General features: G+C 65.0%; 11 protein-coding genes and 1 pseudogene. 8 read left to right on the plus strand and 4 right to left on the minus strand.

Annotated features, from left to right (window positions below):
• Nucleotides 1-4: 4 nt before the first annotated feature.
• The 3 genes and pseudogenes from gyrB to dnaA form a co-directional block, all read right to left on the minus strand.
• Nucleotides 5-2,524: pseudogene (gene gyrB / locus AX767_RS10530) on the minus strand (DNA topoisomerase (ATP-hydrolyzing) subunit B); the annotation flags it as partial.
• Nucleotides 2,525-2,638: 114 nt separating this feature from the next.
• Entirely contained in the window at nucleotides 2,639-3,745 is a 1,107-nt protein-coding gene (gene dnaN / locus AX767_RS10535; protein WP_068631111.1) for a DNA polymerase III subunit beta, read from the minus strand.
• Between the two features lie 50 nt (nucleotides 3,746-3,795).
• Nucleotides 3,796-5,175, minus strand: a complete 1,380-nt coding sequence (dnaA, locus tag AX767_RS10540; RefSeq protein ID WP_068631113.1) for a chromosomal replication initiator protein DnaA — start codon at nucleotides 5,173-5,175, stop codon at nucleotides 3,796-3,798.
• Nucleotides 5,176-5,471: 296 nt separating this feature from the next.
• On the opposite strand from dnaA, the gene rpmH reads away from it, so the two are divergent.
• The 8 genes from rpmH to AX767_RS10580 all read left to right on the plus strand — a co-directional run bounded on the left by rpmH (nucleotide 5,472) and on the right by AX767_RS10580 (nucleotide 11,779).
• Nucleotides 5,472-5,606, plus strand: coding sequence for a 50S ribosomal protein L34 (gene rpmH / locus AX767_RS10545; RefSeq protein WP_007834827.1), 135 nt, complete (start codon nucleotides 5,472-5,474; stop codon nucleotides 5,604-5,606).
• A 26-nt stretch (nucleotides 5,607-5,632) separates the two neighbouring features.
• Complete coding sequence (locus tag AX767_RS10550; protein ID WP_068631115.1) at nucleotides 5,633-6,025, plus strand: ribonuclease P protein component; 393 nt, start codon at nucleotides 5,633-5,635, stop codon at nucleotides 6,023-6,025.
• Nucleotides 6,022-6,282, plus strand: a complete 261-nt coding sequence (gene yidD, locus AX767_RS10555) for a membrane protein insertion efficiency factor YidD (RefSeq protein ID WP_068631117.1) — start codon at nucleotides 6,022-6,024, stop codon at nucleotides 6,280-6,282. The genes AX767_RS10550 and yidD overlap by 4 nt, the downstream gene beginning before the upstream one ends.
• 2 nt (nucleotides 6,283-6,284) lie before the next feature.
• Nucleotides 6,285-8,021, plus strand: coding sequence for a membrane protein insertase YidC (gene yidC / locus AX767_RS10560; RefSeq protein ID WP_068633575.1), 1,737 nt, complete (start codon nucleotides 6,285-6,287; stop codon nucleotides 8,019-8,021).
• Between the two features lie 76 nt (nucleotides 8,022-8,097).
• Nucleotides 8,098-9,504 carry a tRNA uridine-5-carboxymethylaminomethyl(34) synthesis GTPase MnmE gene (gene mnmE / locus AX767_RS10565; RefSeq protein ID WP_068631119.1) on the plus strand — a complete coding sequence of 469 codons (1,407 nt, stop codon included), beginning with the start codon at nucleotides 8,098-8,100 and terminating at the stop codon, nucleotides 9,502-9,504.
• An 86-nt stretch (nucleotides 9,505-9,590) separates the two neighbouring features.
• The gene (locus AX767_RS10570) at nucleotides 9,591-10,058 is read left to right on the plus strand and encodes a Crp/Fnr family transcriptional regulator (protein WP_068631121.1); all 468 of its coding nucleotides are present in this window, start codon (nucleotides 9,591-9,593) and stop codon (nucleotides 10,056-10,058) included.
• 372 nt (nucleotides 10,059-10,430) lie between these two features.
• A complete protein-coding gene (locus AX767_RS10575) occupies nucleotides 10,431-10,946 on the plus strand; it encodes a hypothetical protein (protein WP_237288611.1) in 516 nt (171 codons plus the stop codon).
• 113 nt (nucleotides 10,947-11,059) lie between these two features.
• Nucleotides 11,060-11,779, plus strand: coding sequence for a hypothetical protein (locus AX767_RS10580; protein ID WP_068631125.1), 720 nt, complete (start codon nucleotides 11,060-11,062; stop codon nucleotides 11,777-11,779).
• A 5-nt stretch (nucleotides 11,780-11,784) separates the two neighbouring features.
• On the opposite strand, the gene AX767_RS10585 is transcribed toward AX767_RS10580, so the two are convergent.
• Nucleotides 11,785-13,770, minus strand: a complete 1,986-nt coding sequence (locus AX767_RS10585; RefSeq protein WP_068631127.1) for a monovalent cation:proton antiporter family protein — start codon at nucleotides 13,768-13,770, stop codon at nucleotides 11,785-11,787.
• Nucleotides 13,771-13,807: the final 37 nt, after the last annotated feature.

Consider the following 13,807-nt stretch of genomic DNA (forward strand, 5'->3'; position numbering starts at 1 on the left):
CACTTCACACATCGATATTCGCCGCCCGCAGCGCGTTCTGCTCGATGAACTGCCGACGCGGCTCCACCTCGTCCCCCATCAGCATCGTGAACACGCGATCGGCTTCGATGGCGTCGTCGATCTGCACGCGCAGGAGGCGGCGCACGTTCGGGTCCATCGTGGTTTCCCACAGCTGCTCGGGGTTCATTTCGCCCAGGCCCTTGTAGCGCTGGCGCGCGGTCACGCGTTCGGCTTCGCTGATCAGCCACTTCATGGCGATGCGGAAGTCGGCGACCTTTTCTTCCTTCGCGCGTTCGCCTTCGCCACGCTTCACCACGGCGCCTTCGGGGCTCAGCAGGTCGCGGAAGGTGTTGGCGGCCAGGGCCAGCGCCGCGTAGTCGGCGCCGTGCACGAAGTCTTGCGTGATGACGCTGCTCTTGATGTTGCCGTGGTGGCGGCGGCTGATGCGCAACAGCGGCTTGTCGGTGCGCACGTCGAATTCGCTGGTCACCTCGGCGGGGATGCCGGTGGTGTTCAGCTCGCGCAGCTTGACCTGCAGCGCGACGGCCGAGGCCTCGGCGGCGGGCGTGGTGTCGAGATCGAGCGTCACGCCGTCGGCGATGGCGCGCAGCGCTTCGGCGTCCATGAAGTTGCGCAGCCGCGCGATGACGGCTTCGGCCACCTGGTGCTTGCGCGCGAGCTCAGACAAGGTGTCGCCGGTCAGCGTGGTGGCGTTGGCGCCACCGGTTTCGATGCTCGCGTTTTGCAGCGCGACCTTGAGCAGAAACGCATCGAGCGCCGGACCGTCTTTCAGGTACTGCTCTTCCTTGCCGACCTTCACCTTGTAGAGCGGCGGCTGCGCGATGTAGATATGGCCGCGCTCGACCAGCTCCGGCATCTGCCGGTAGAAGAAGGTCAGCAGCAGCGTGCGGATGTGGGCGCCGTCGACGTCGGCGTCGGTCATGATGATGATGCGGTGGTAGCGCAGCTTGGCGACGTTGAAGTCGTCCGCGCCGCCGCCCGCCGTGCTGCCGCCCGCGCGGCCGATGCCGGTGCCGAGCGCAGTGATCATCACGAGAATTTCGTTGCTGGTCAGCAGCTTTTCATAGCGCGCTTTTTCGACGTTCAGGATCTTGCCGCGCAGCGGCAGGATGGCCTGGAACTTCCGGTCGCGACCCTGCTTGGCGGAGCCGCCGGCGGAGTCGCCCTCCACCAGATACACCTCGCACAGCGCCGGATCTTTTTCCTGGCAGTCGGCCAGCTTGCCGGGCAGGCCCATGCCGTCGAGCACGCCCTTGCGGCGCGTCATTTCGCGCGCCTTGCGGGCCGCTTCGCGCGCACGCGCCGCTTCGACGATCTTTCCGCAGATGATCTTGGCATCGGCCGGGCGTTCCTGCAGGTAGTCCGAGAGCAGCTTACCGACGATGTCTTCCACCGGCGCGCGCACTTCGCTGGACACCAGCTTGTCCTTGGTCTGGCTGGAGAACTTGGGCTCGGGCACCTTCACGCTCAGCACGCAGCACAGGCCTTCGCGCATGTCGTCGCCGGTCACTTCGACCTTCGCCTTCTTGGCGAAGTCGTTCTCGTCGATGTACTTGTTGATGATGCGGGTCATCGCGGCGCGCAGGCCGGTCAGGTGGGTGCCGCCATCCCGCTGCGGGATGTTGTTGGTGAAGCACAGCACCTGTTCGTTGTAGCCGCTGTTCCACTGCATCGCGACTTCGACGCCGATTTCGGTGCCGGGGATGCCGCCGTACGTTTCGGCCGGGCGCCGGCCCTCTGCGTAGAACACGTTCGGATGCAGGACGGTCTTGCCCTTGTTGATGAACTCGACAAAGCCGCGCACGCCGCCCGCGCCCGAGAAGTCGTCTTCCTTGCCGGTGCGTTCGTCGAGCAGGCGGATGCGCACGCCGTTGTTCAGGAAGCTCAGCTCGCGCAGGCGCTTGGAAAGGATCTCGTAATGGAAGTCCGCGTTCTCGATGAAGATGGTGGTGTCGGGCAGGAAGTGCACTTCGGTGCCGCGCTTGTCGGTGTCGCCGACGATCTTCATCGGCGAGACTTCGACGCCGTTCACCGTTTCGAGCAAGCGGTTCTGCACGAAGCCGCGGCTGAATTCGAGTTCGTGGATCTTGCCTTCGCGGCGCACCACCAGCCGCAGCATCACGCTCAGCGCGTTCACGCAGCTCACGCCCACGCCGTGCAGGCCGCCCGACACCTTGTAGCTGTTCTGGTTGAATTTGCCGCCGGCATGCAGCTCGGTCAGTGCGATTTCAGCAGCCGAGCGCTTGGGCTCGTGCTTGTCATCCATCTTCACGCCGGTCGGAATCCCGCGGCCGTTGTCGGTGACGGAGATCGAATTGTCGGAATGGATGGTGACGACGATGTCGTCGCAGTAACCGGCCAGCGCCTCGTCGATCGAGTTGTCGACCACTTCGAACACGAGGTGGTGCAGGCCGGTGCCGTCGGAGGTGTCGCCGATGTACATGCCGGGCCGCTTGCGCACCGCCTCCAGGCCTTCGAGGATCGTGATCGAGCCTTCACCGTACGAGGTGTCGGGCGGCGTGACTTCGATCGGAATCGCGCTGTCGATTTCGGCGGTGTAGACCGGCTCGGTGTGCGGCACTTCTGGCTTATTTTCTTCGCTCATCGGTTCTCCCTCTTAAATCCGCATCGGCATGACGACGTACTTGAAGCTCGCGTTCTCGGGAATCGTGAGCAGTGCCGAACTGTTCGAGTCGGCCAGGTCCAGCTGGACCATGTCCTGGCCCATGTTGGCCAGCGCATCGATCAGGTAGGTGACGTTGAAGCCGATCTCGATGGCCTCGCCGCCGTAGTCGATGTCGAGCTCGTCGACGGCCTCTTCCTGCTCGGCATTGTTCGATGCGATGCGCAAGGTGCCGGGTTCGAGGTTCAGGCGCACGCCCTTGAACTTCTCGCTGGTCAGGATGGCGGTGCGTTGCAGGCTGGCGAGCAGCGGTGCGCGGCCGAGCGTGACGGTGTTCTTGTGGTTCTTCGGAATCACGCGGTTGTAGTCGGGGAACTTGCCCTCGACCAGCTTGGTGACGAACTCCATGCCGCCGAAGCTGAACTTCGCCTGGTTGTTGGCGAACTGCATCTCGATCGCGCCTTCGGCGTCGGACAGCAGGCGCTGCATTTCGAGCACCGTCTTGCGCGGCAGGATCACTTCTTGGCGCGGCACTTCGACGTCGAGCGTGGCGGAGGCGAAGGCCAGGCGGTGGCCGTCGGTCGCGACCAGGCTCAGTTGCTTGCCTTCGGCCACGAACAGGATGCCGTTGAGGTAATAACGGATGTCGTGCACCGCCATCGCGAACGACACTTGCGAGAGCAGGTCCTTGAGTGTTTTCTGCGGCACGCTGAACACGGGGCCGAAGTTGGCGGCTTCCTGCACCAGCGGGAAGTCTTCGGCCGGCAGCGACTGCAGCGTGAAGCGGCTCTTGCCACCCTTGAGCACCAGCTTGGCAGCCGACGATTCGAGGCTCACGGTCTGGTCGGCCGGCATGGTGCGCAGGATGTCGATGAGCTTGCGCGCACCGATGGTCGTCGTGAAGTTGCCCTCGTCACCGCCGAGTTCGGCCGTCGTGCGGATCTGGATTTCCAGATCGCTCGTGGTGAGCTGCAACTGGCCGCCCGTCTTGCGGATCAGCACATTGGCCAGGATCGGCAGCGTGTGGCGGCGCTCGACAATGCCGGCGACGGACTGCAGCGCGGCGAGGACTTTGTCTTGGGTTGCCTTCAGGACGATCATGTTTACCTCTTCCTATCTTTTTTGGATGCGTTGCCTTGCGTCGAAACGCTTCAGCCTTTTAAGGTCTGCTCGAGCACGTGCAGTTGCTGGTTCAGTTCGGTGAGCTGCTGGCGCTCGCCCGAAATCTTGCGCACCGCATGCAGCACCGTCGTGTGATCGCGGCCCCCGAACAGCTCGCCAATTTCCGGCAGGCTCTTCTGGGTCAGCTCTTTGGCCAGGTACATCGCAATCTGGCGCGGCCGCGCGATGCTGGCCGGGCGCTTCTTGCTGTACATGTCGGCGACCTTGATCTTGTAGTAGTCGGCTACCGTCTTCTGGATGTTTTCCACAGAGATCTGGCGATTCTGGATCGACAGCAAATCGCGCAGCGCTTCGCGCGCCAGGGCGATCGAAATCTCTTTCTGGTTGAAGCGCGAGTACGCGAGGATCTTGCGCAGCGCGCCTTCGAGTTCACGCACGTTCGAGCGCACGTTCTTGGCGACGAAGAAGGCCACCTCTTCGGGCATCTCGACCGATTCGACGCGCGCCTTGTTGATCAGGATCGCCACGCGCATTTCGAGCTCGGGCGGCTCGATGGCCACCGTCAGGCCCGAATCGAAACGCGACACCAGCCGCTCGTGGATGTCGGCCAGGCCCTTCGGATAGGTGTCGCTGGTCATCACGATGTGCGACTTCTTGGCGAGCAGCGCCTCGAATGCATTGAAGAATTCTTCCTGCGTCCGGTCCTTGTTGGCGAAGAACTGGACGTCGTCAATGAGGAGCAGATCGAGCGAGTGGTAGCGCTCCTTGAACTCGTCGAAAGTCTTGCGCTGGTAGGCCTTGACCACATCCGACACGAACTGCTCCGCGTGGATGTAGAGAACTTTGGAATCGGGCCGGTCGGCCAGCAGGCGATTGCCCACGGCGTGCATCAAGTGGGTCTTGCCCAGGCCGACCCCGCCGTAGATGAAAAGCGGGTTGTAGAGGTGGCCCGGCATGCCGGCCACGTGCATCGCCGCAGCGCGCGCCATGCGGTTGGCGGTGCCCTCGACCAGCGTGTCGAAAGTGAGCCCGGAGTTGAGGCGGTTCTTGAACGCGGCCGCTGCCGGATCTTCGCCCTGGCCAGCCACGTCGCGCGGCACATCTGTTTCAGACATCACTGCCATTGGCGCAGCACGGGCGGGCGCCTCGCGCTGAGCGAGCGCTAACTCAACGATGACGGGCTGGCCGTACATCTTCTCGGCCATGGAGGCGATCTTGCCTGCGTACTGGGCGCGAATCCAGTCGAGCTTGAAGCGGTTGGCGACGAACACCGTGATGCGTGACAGGTCGTCCGCGACGTGTGCCGTCAGCGGCTTGATCCAGGTATTGAACTGCTGTTCCGACAGCTCTTGCGCGAGTTGGTCAACGCAGGCTTGCCAGAGGCTTGCACCGATGCCGTCAGTCGACATGGGTGCTTGAAAATGTAGGGAATCCCGCGGGCATCTCTCGTTCTTTATATTGTGGATATTCTTGCCGCAAGGCAGCCCGGCATTCTAACTTGTCAAAACCTTATCCACATGGCGCCTGACCGTCACGAAACCGTTGCGGAATGGTGCCAATATTGTCGCTCTCTCAAATGTTTGCGATAATCGCGGGTTTCCCTGAAAAGCTCTTGAGCGTTTCGGGGTAAGAACGTCAGAAAGACATCGAGTCACCCACCTGCCGGCGCAATCGTTCATCGGCACGGTTCATCAGGAAAAGCATCATGAAACGCACTTACCAAGCATCCAAAGTCCGCCGCGCCCGTACCCACGGCTTCCTCGTTCGCATGAAGACCCGCGGTGGTCGCGCCGTGATCAACGCACGCCGCGCCAAGGGCCGCAAGCGCCTGGCCGTCTGACGTCAGACAGCGCGCCTTTGCCGGACATGCAGCGGCTCAAGACCCGCGCGCAATTCCAGGCCGTCCTCGCAGGTGCCACCGTGGCGCGCACCACCCACTTCGCCTTGCACCGCTGTCCGCTCGACGCGCCAGCGGGCCAAGTCGCGGCCCTCTTCGGTTTGCCGGAGGTGTGGCTGGGCGCCATGGTGCCCAAGCGCTGGGCACGCCGCGCCGTTACGCGCAACGCCATCAAGCGACAGATCTATTCCGTGAGCGCAGCACCTGACGTTTCCTTGCCGGCGGCTGCCCACGTGGTGCGACTGCGCGCGACATTCGATCGCAAGGAATTCGTGAGCGCCAGTTCCGCCAAGCTCAAAGCGGCCATCCGGACCGAGCTTCAGCAGTTGCTCGCACGGGCAGCCGCCGGAGCGCGCACATGATTCGGCGGCTGCTCATCGGCATCGTCAAGGCCTATCGCTTGTTGCTGAGCCCCTGGCTCGGCGCATCGTGCCGGTTCTCGCCGACTTGCTCCGTCTATGCCATCGAGGCGCTTGAAGTGCACGGCGCCGGAATGGGCAGCTACCTGACACTCAAGCGGCTGGTCCGTTGCCAGCCTTATTGCGCGGGCGGCCACGATCCCGTTCCTCCGAAAGCATTGTTCGCTTTCGTTTCTCCCGACAAGAAGTCTTCGTCATGAACATGCTCGATATCCGCCGAACGGTCCTCTGGGTGATCTTCGGTTTTTCGCTGGTCCTGCTGTGGGATCAATGGCAAGTCTTCAACGGCAACAAGGCCACGTTCCTGCCGTCGGCGCATCCGCCCGTGGCAGCGCCGGCGCCGCAAGCCGGGACCTCGCCTGTCAGTGGTGCCCCGGCAGCCAATGCGGCCTCCGGCGCCGTGCCGACGCAAGGCGCGCCGGTAGCGGCGAGCGAGAAGATCGCCGTGACCACCGATTTGTTCAAGGCGACGCTGGACAGTCAGGGCGGCACGGTGTCGCAGCTCCAGTTGCGCAAGTTCGACGACCAGACCAACAACGGCGGCCTGGTCGAAACGGTCCGCAAGATGTTCGGCTACCCGGTCCCGCCCAACGAGGTGAAGGACGTGACGTTGATGGAAGACGGCTCGCCCGCGACCCGCTACGTCGCGCAAACCGGCCTGCTGAATGCGGCCAATCCGAACGAGCGCTTTCCCGACCAGTTCAGCCAGATGACCGCGAAGAGCGGTCCGCGCGAATTGGCCGATGGCCAGAACACGCTCGACGTGGCGTTCGAGTCGCAGCCGGTCAACGGCATCAAGTACATCAAGACCTATACCTTCACCCGCAACGACTACTCGATCCGCGTGAAGCACGATGTCGTGAACGTCGGCGACCAGCCGCGCGACACGCAGCTCTACCTGCAGTTGCTGCGTCATGGCACGGTGGCAGCAGGCACGATGTTCGGCACCAACACCTTCGCCGGCCCGGCGGCCTACACCAACGAAAAGAAGTTCCACAAGATCGACTTCAAGGACATCGCCAAGGGGAAGGCCGAAGTGCCGCCGCCCGCCGACAACGGCTGGATCGCGATGGTTCAGCATTACTTCGCGACCGCCTGGTTGCTGCAGGGTGAGGGCAATGGTGCACTCAAGCGCGAGTTCCGCGTGCGCGATCTGGGCGACAACCTCTTCACCATCGCCATGGTGGCCAATCTGCCGAAGATCGCACCGGGCGCCACCGAGACGGTGAACACCACGCTGTTCGCCGGCCCCGAAGAAGAAAAGAAGCTGGAGGCGCTCGCGCCTGGCCTCGACCTGGTCAAGGACTACGGCATCTTCGCGATCATCTCCAAGCCGCTCTACTGGCTGCTCAACCAGCTGCACAACATTCTGGGCAACTGGGGCTGGTCCATCGTCGCGCTCGTGGTGCTGCTGAAGGCGGCCTTTTACTGGCTCAACGCCAAGGCCTACGCGAGCATGGCCAAGATGAAGGGCATCAGCCCGCGCATCACCGAGATGCGCGAGCGCCTGAAGGACAAGCCGCAAGAGATGCAGCAGGAAATGATGCGGATCTACAAGGAAGAAAAGGTCAACCCGATGGGTGGCTGCTTCCCGATCGTGATCCAGATCCCGGTGTTCATCGCGCTCTACTGGGTGCTGCTCTCGTCGGTCGAAATGCGCCATGCACCCTGGATCGGCTGGATCCATGACCTCTCGGCACCCGACCCATGGTTCATCCTGCCGGTCGTCATGACCGCGACGTCGTTGTTCCAGACCTGGCTCAACCCGACGCCGCCCGATCCGATGCAGGCCAAGCTGATGTGGATCATGCCGCTTGCGTTCAGCGTGATGTTCCTTTTCTTTCCGGCCGGTCTGGTGCTGTACTGGATCACGAACAACACGTTGTCAATCGCGCAGCAGTGGTTCATCAACAAGCGTCTTGGCGTGCTCGGCAAGTAAGCCCGCCACCACCCATGTCCCCCGAGGGCCGCGAAAGCGGCCCTTGTCGTTTCCAGAAACTGAAAGAATCGACGCCATGCTCGCCCGCACTTCCGACCCGATCGTTGCCGTGGCCACCGCACCGGGGCGCGGCGCCGTCGGCATCGTGCGGGTGTCGGGCCAGGACCTGGCACCGTTGATCGACGCGCTCTGCGCGCGACCGCTCAAGCCGCGCGAAGCGACCTACCTGCCCTTTCGCGATGCCGCCAGCGAGCCGATCGACCACGGTCTGGCGATCCACTTTCCGTCGCCGAACTCCTTTACCGGGGAAGACGTGCTCGAGCTGCAGGCGCACGGGGGTGCGGTGGTGTTGCAGCTGCTCGTCGCTCGCTGCCTGGAGGCCGCCGCCGAGCCCGATCCCGGGACGGGCCGCGCGCGGCTTCCCGGCCTGCGTGTGGCAGAGCCCGGCGAATTCAGTCAGCGGGCTTTTCTCAACGGCAAGATCGATCTGGCGCAGGCCGAGGCGATCGCCGACCTGATCGACGCCAGTACCGAGGCGGCGGCACGCAGTGCCGGACGGTCGCTGGCGGGCGCGTTTTCCCGGGAGATCCACACGTTGCGCGATGCGCTGATCCAGCTGCGCATGCTGGTCGAAGCCACGCTCGACTTTCCGGAAGAAGAAATCGATTTCCTGCAGAAAGCCGATGCCACGGGGCAACTCGTTTCGCTGCAGCGCCAACTGGGCGCCGTCCAGCAGCGCGCACGACTAGGCGCCTTGCTGCGCGAAGGCATCAAGGTCGTGATCGCGGGGCAGCCCAATGCCGGCAAGAGTTCGTTGCTCAATGCGCTGGCCGGTGCCGAACTGGCGATCGTCAGTGCGGTGGCGGGCACCACGCGCGACGTCGTTTCGCAGACCATCCAGATCCACGGCGTCCCGTTGCATGTGGCGGACACCGCCGGGCTGCGCGACAGCAACGACGAAGTCGAGCAGATCGGCGTGGCGCGTGCCTGGGACCAGATCGAGGGCGCGGACGCCGTGCTGTTCCTGCACGACCTGACGCGGGCCGACAACGCGGACTACGCCGCTGCCGACGCGGTCATCCTGCAGGGGCTGCGCGAGAAGTTGCCCGCCGCCGTCCCGGTGCTCGACATCTGGAACAAGCAGGACGCCATCGCGTCGTCGACGACGCGGGCCGGGATCGTGCTGTCCGCGAAAACAGGCGCGGGCATCGAGGCGCTGCGCGATGAGCTTCTGGCGGTGGCGGGTTGGCAAGCCGTGCCCGAAGGCGTCTACCTCGCGCGTGCACGCCACGTGCAGGCGCTGGCGCGGGTGGGCGAACACCTCGGGATCGCGGCAATGCACTTGGCGGCGCGCGCCCAGTCGCTCGACCTCTTGGCAGAAGAACTGCGGCTTGCGCAGAACGCGTTGAACGAAATCACCGGCGAATTCGGGTCGGACGATCTTTTGGGCGTGATTTTTTCCCGCTTTTGCATCGGAAAGTGATACAAAATCGCTCATAAATGTGACATTTGTCGCTGTCAATTTGAGTAACCGCCATACTCGCCCGATCGACAGCAAGGCTGAAAAACATGTCCTCCCCCCTCCAGGAATTGTGTCGCGCGATCGCGCAGAACACCAGTTACGACGCATTTGCGCCCGTGTTCACGCTGCCGCAATGGGACACGCTGGTGGGTTATCTGCAGGCCATCGATCTGCCGCCGGGTCAGGTGCTCATCGACCAGGGCGCCCAGGACCGGGCTGTCTTTTTCATCGAGAGCGGCGCATTGAGCGTCCATGTGGTCGGCGACAAGGGCCAGATGCAGTTGGCCATCTTGAACCCGGGCTCCGTCGTGGGCGAGGGCTCCTTCTTCTCGCGCTTGCCGCGCTCGGCCAACGTGGTGGCGACCGGTCCGGCGCGCGTCTGGCGCATGACCCCAATCCGGTTCGCTGAAATGTCGAACCGACAACCGAACCTGGCGCTCGAACTGGTGATGGCGCTCGGCGCCGTCATTGCCAAACGCATGGTCAACAAGCCCAAGCGCGTGGCGGTGACCTGAATTTTCCGGTCTGCCGGTCGCGACGACTTCTGGCGGGACAGCGCTGTAACAATGCAGCCGCTTTCGAGCCCTCGGCGGTCGAAACGAATTGGGTATCGTTACAAATAGTTCGGAAGGTCAGAAATGGCTGTGGTATGCCCCGCCTGCGTCACGGAAAACCGTGATGGCGCGCGTTTTTGCAAAGGCTGCGGCGGCAAACTGGCCGGCGTTGTGTCTACGCCTGTCGGGTCAGATGACGACTGGGCCACAACGGCGCCCGCGCCACTGCGAGCTGCTGGCGTCCCCGCCAGCGTTCGCCCGGCGGCGGCGTCAACACAGCCAGCCGCCCCTGACACACCCGGCTCTCGCCCGCCCACGCGATCGAACGGGCTGTTGCTCGGCCTCGGCGGGATGGTCGTGGCGCTGTCGCTCGCGGCCGCCGGTGGCTGGTACGTGTACGCCGGTCGAACCCGCACGGCCGTGGCAACAACCGTCGAGCCGGCGCCGATCGCGGCCGTGTCGGCGCCTGTGCCCGCGGTGCCGCCCGAGCCCGTGACGCCGTCGACGCCGCCGGTGTCGGCGCCCATCGCCGCCGCGCCGCCGCTGCCGCCGGCGGCGCCCGCGGCACCCACGCGCGCAACGGCAGCGCCCGCCGCGCCGAAAGTGCGCAAAGTCGCCGCGCCTGCTGCCGTCGCCGTCGTGCCACCGGCACCGCCACCTGTTCCCGCACCCGTGCCGGAACCCGCACCGCCCGTCGTGCCGCAAGCCGCCTGCGCCGGGCGCAATTTCATTGCAATGGCCCAGTGCATGGCGGCGCAATGTCTGAAGGCCGAGTTCATGGCACACCCGCAATGCGAAGCGGTGCGCCAGCAGCAGCGGCGTGAAGACGAGCGTCGCAATCTCTATTGACCGACCTCAAAGGCAAAACGACCGTGTGGTGCGCAGCCTGTTCCCGGCAGACGGATGCCAATGCACCGTACTGCGATCAGTGCGGGGCCGCGCAGTGCGCGTCGCCGTCTCAATTGGCCGCGATCGAGCCCGAGCGGTTCTCGTCGACATGGTCGCGGCGCGTCCTGTTTGCCGGCGCGGCCGCGGTGTTCCTCGTCATCACCGCGGGCCTCATCTGGTGGCCGTCGCGGCCTTCCGTCACGGCCGATGCATTGCAGGCGGCCATGCGCCAGGCGATGGCGGGCGGCGACCTTCCGGGGCGCGACCCCGTTTGCGTCGCGAACGGCCTGGCTTACGACCAGGAGCCGGTGAACGTGCAGGCCGACAACGCCGTCACGGTCTCGTGGATGAACGTGCTGGTCGAGGCGAAGCTGTACGAACCGCCCGAAAACAGCGTGTCGGGTGGCCTCACGTCGCAACCCATCCTGGTCTACAAGCCCTTGCCTCTGCTCGCGGAATGGGGCGGCGCGCGGCGGCTGTGCATCGCCAAGGGCGTCAAGCTGGTGGACGTGGGCAACGTCGGCCGCGTGGAAGACATGCGGTTGCGCGGCAAGCGCTACACCGGCGTGCCGGCCGACGTGCGCTGGGTGCTCGACGAGCCGGCGCCCTGGCTCGCCAAGCCGGAGGTCAGCGAGGCGCTGGTGCGCGAACTGCCGAGCTGGCGCAGTGCGCGGTGGCAAACGGCGGCCGACGGCTGGCGCCTCACGCAGCGCAAGAATTTCGTGCACATCGACAAGCGCTGGGTGCCCGGCGATCTGGCCGACCGACCGCCGTCGCGCCCGGCCGCGATGTAGCGGGATCAGCCCTTCTGCAATTTGTCGATGGCGACCGCCAGCGCGCCGGGCTTGCCCGACAGCACGAGCGTGTCGCCATCGGCCAGCACCAGGTCGTCGGCCGGTGCGCTCGCCTTCCCGTCCTGATGCCGCAGGCTCGCCACGCGCACGCCGAGGGCGTGCAGCGCCAGCCGGGCCAATGGCTGGCCGATCGCACGGGCACCCGGTGTCAGCGTGAAGGAGTTGAGCCGCTCGTGGTCGATCTCGTCGGCGTTGTCGTCGTCGGCGCCGTGGAAGTAGCCGCGCAGCAGGTTGTAGCGCGCGTCGCGCTGGTCCTGCACCACGCGGATCACGCGCCGCATCGGCACGCCGACCAGCGCCAGCGCGTGGCTCGCCAGCATCAACGAGCCTTCGATCGCTTCGGGCACCACTTCGGTCGCACCGGCGGCCTGCAGTTTTTCGAGGTCGTGGTCGTCCTGCGTGCGCACGATCACCGGCACCTGCGGCGCGTGGGTGCGCGTGTTGGCCAGCACCTTGAGTGCGCCGGGCACGTCGAGGTACGTCACGACGACCGCGCTCGCGCGTGCGAGGCCGGCCGCCATCAGCGCCTGCAGCCGCGCCGCATCGCCGAACACCACCGAGTCGCCGGCGGCAGCGGCTTGCCGCACGCGATCGGGGTCGAGGTCGAGCGCCATGTAGGGAATGCCTTCGCGCTCGAGGATGCGCGCCAGGTTCTGCCCGCAGCGGCCGTAGCCGCAGATGATCACGTGCTTTGCGGTGTTGATGGTCTTGCGCGCGATGCTGGTCATTTGCAGCGACTGCTGCATCCAGTCGCTCGCCACCAGCTTTCGCACGATGGCGTTGCTGTAAAGAATGATGAAAGGCGTCGCCAGCATCGACAACACCATCGACGCGAGCACGGGGCTGGCCAGCCACGCCGGCAACAGGTCGCGGCCCTGCGCCAGCGTCAGCAGCACGAAGCCGAATTCACCGGCCTGCGCCAGATAAAGCGCGGTGCGCAGCGACACGCCGGCCGTCGCGCCCAGCAGGCGCGCAAGCAGCATCACCAGCCCGAGCTTGAAGAGCAGCGGCATCACCAGCAGCACCGCCACCAGCATCCAGCGGTCGACCACGATGTGCCAGTCGAGCGACATGCCGATGGTGATGAAGAACAAGCCCAGCAGCACGTCGTGGAACGGGCGGATGTCGGTCTCGACCTGGTGCTTGTATTCGGTCTCGGAGATCAGCATGCCCGCGATGAAGGCGCCGAGCGCGAGCGACAGGCCGGCGAGCTCGGTGAGCCACGCCAGCCCGAGCGTGACCAGCAGCACGTTGAGGATGAAGAGCTCTTCGCTGCGGCGCCGCGCCACGATGGTGAGCCACCAGCGCATCACGCGCGGCCCGCCATAGAGCAGCACGCCGATCAGGAAGGTCGCCTTCAGCAGCGCGATGCCGAGCGCCTTGGCCAGCGCTTCGGGCGGCGCGCCGAGCGCCGGGATCAGCACCAGCAGCGGCACCACCGCGAGATCCTGGAACAGCAGCACGCCCATCACGCGCTTGCCGTGCTCGCTTTCCATCTCGAGGCGCTCGGCCATCAGCTTGACGACGATGGCGGTGCTGCTCATCGTGAGCGCGCCCGACAGCGCCAGCGCCGTTTGCCAGCCGAGATGCCAGGCCGCCGGCAGCAATGTGCTGATCGTCAGCGCACCGGCGGTGGCGATCGTCATCGTGAGCAGCACCTGCAGCAGCCCGAGGCCGAACACGTGCTTGCGCATGGCCCGCAGCTTCGGCAGGTTGAATTCCAGCCCGATCACGAACATCAGGAATACCACGCCGAATTCGCCCAGATGCTGGATGCCTTCGGAGTTCTGCGCCAAAGCGAGCGCGTGTGGGCCGATGAGCACGCCGGCGACCAGATAGCCGAGCATCGGTGGCAGCTTCAGCATGCGGCAACCCACCACGCCGATCACTGCAGCGAGCAGGTAAAGCAGCGTGAGTTCGAAGGAAGACATGGGTTGATGCTAGCAAGCACCATGCGCACGGCAGGGG

The sequence above is a fragment of the Variovorax sp. PAMC 28711 genome, from assembly GCF_001577265.1.
Lineage (GTDB): Bacteria > Pseudomonadota > Gammaproteobacteria > Burkholderiales > Burkholderiaceae_C > Variovorax.

Bases quoted from the DNA above. Each gene is read 5' to 3' on its own strand.
- yidD (WP_068631117.1), top strand. From the start codon at position 6,022: ATGATTCGGCGGCTGCTCATCGGCATCGTCAAGGCCTATCGCTTGTTG.
- AX767_RS10570 (WP_068631121.1), top strand. From the start codon at position 9,591: ATGTCCTCCCCCCTCCAGGAATTGTGTCGCGCGATCGCGCAGAACACC.
- dnaN (WP_068631111.1), bottom strand. From the start codon at position 3,745: ATGATCGTCCTGAAGGCAACCCAAGACAAAGTCCTCGCCGCGCTGCAG.
- AX767_RS10585 (WP_068631127.1), bottom strand. From the start codon at position 13,770: ATGTCTTCCTTCGAACTCACGCTGCTTTACCTGCTCGCTGCAGTGATC.
- dnaA (WP_068631113.1), bottom strand. From the start codon at position 5,175: ATGTCGACTGACGGCATCGGTGCAAGCCTCTGGCAAGCCTGCGTTGAC.
- rpmH (WP_007834827.1), top strand. From the start codon at position 5,472: ATGAAACGCACTTACCAAGCATCCAAAGTCCGCCGCGCCCGTACCCAC.
- AX767_RS10550 (WP_068631115.1), top strand. From the start codon at position 5,633: ATGCAGCGGCTCAAGACCCGCGCGCAATTCCAGGCCGTCCTCGCAGGT.
- mnmE (WP_068631119.1), top strand. From the start codon at position 8,098: ATGCTCGCCCGCACTTCCGACCCGATCGTTGCCGTGGCCACCGCACCG.
- yidC (WP_068633575.1), top strand. From the start codon at position 6,285: ATGCTCGATATCCGCCGAACGGTCCTCTGGGTGATCTTCGGTTTTTCG.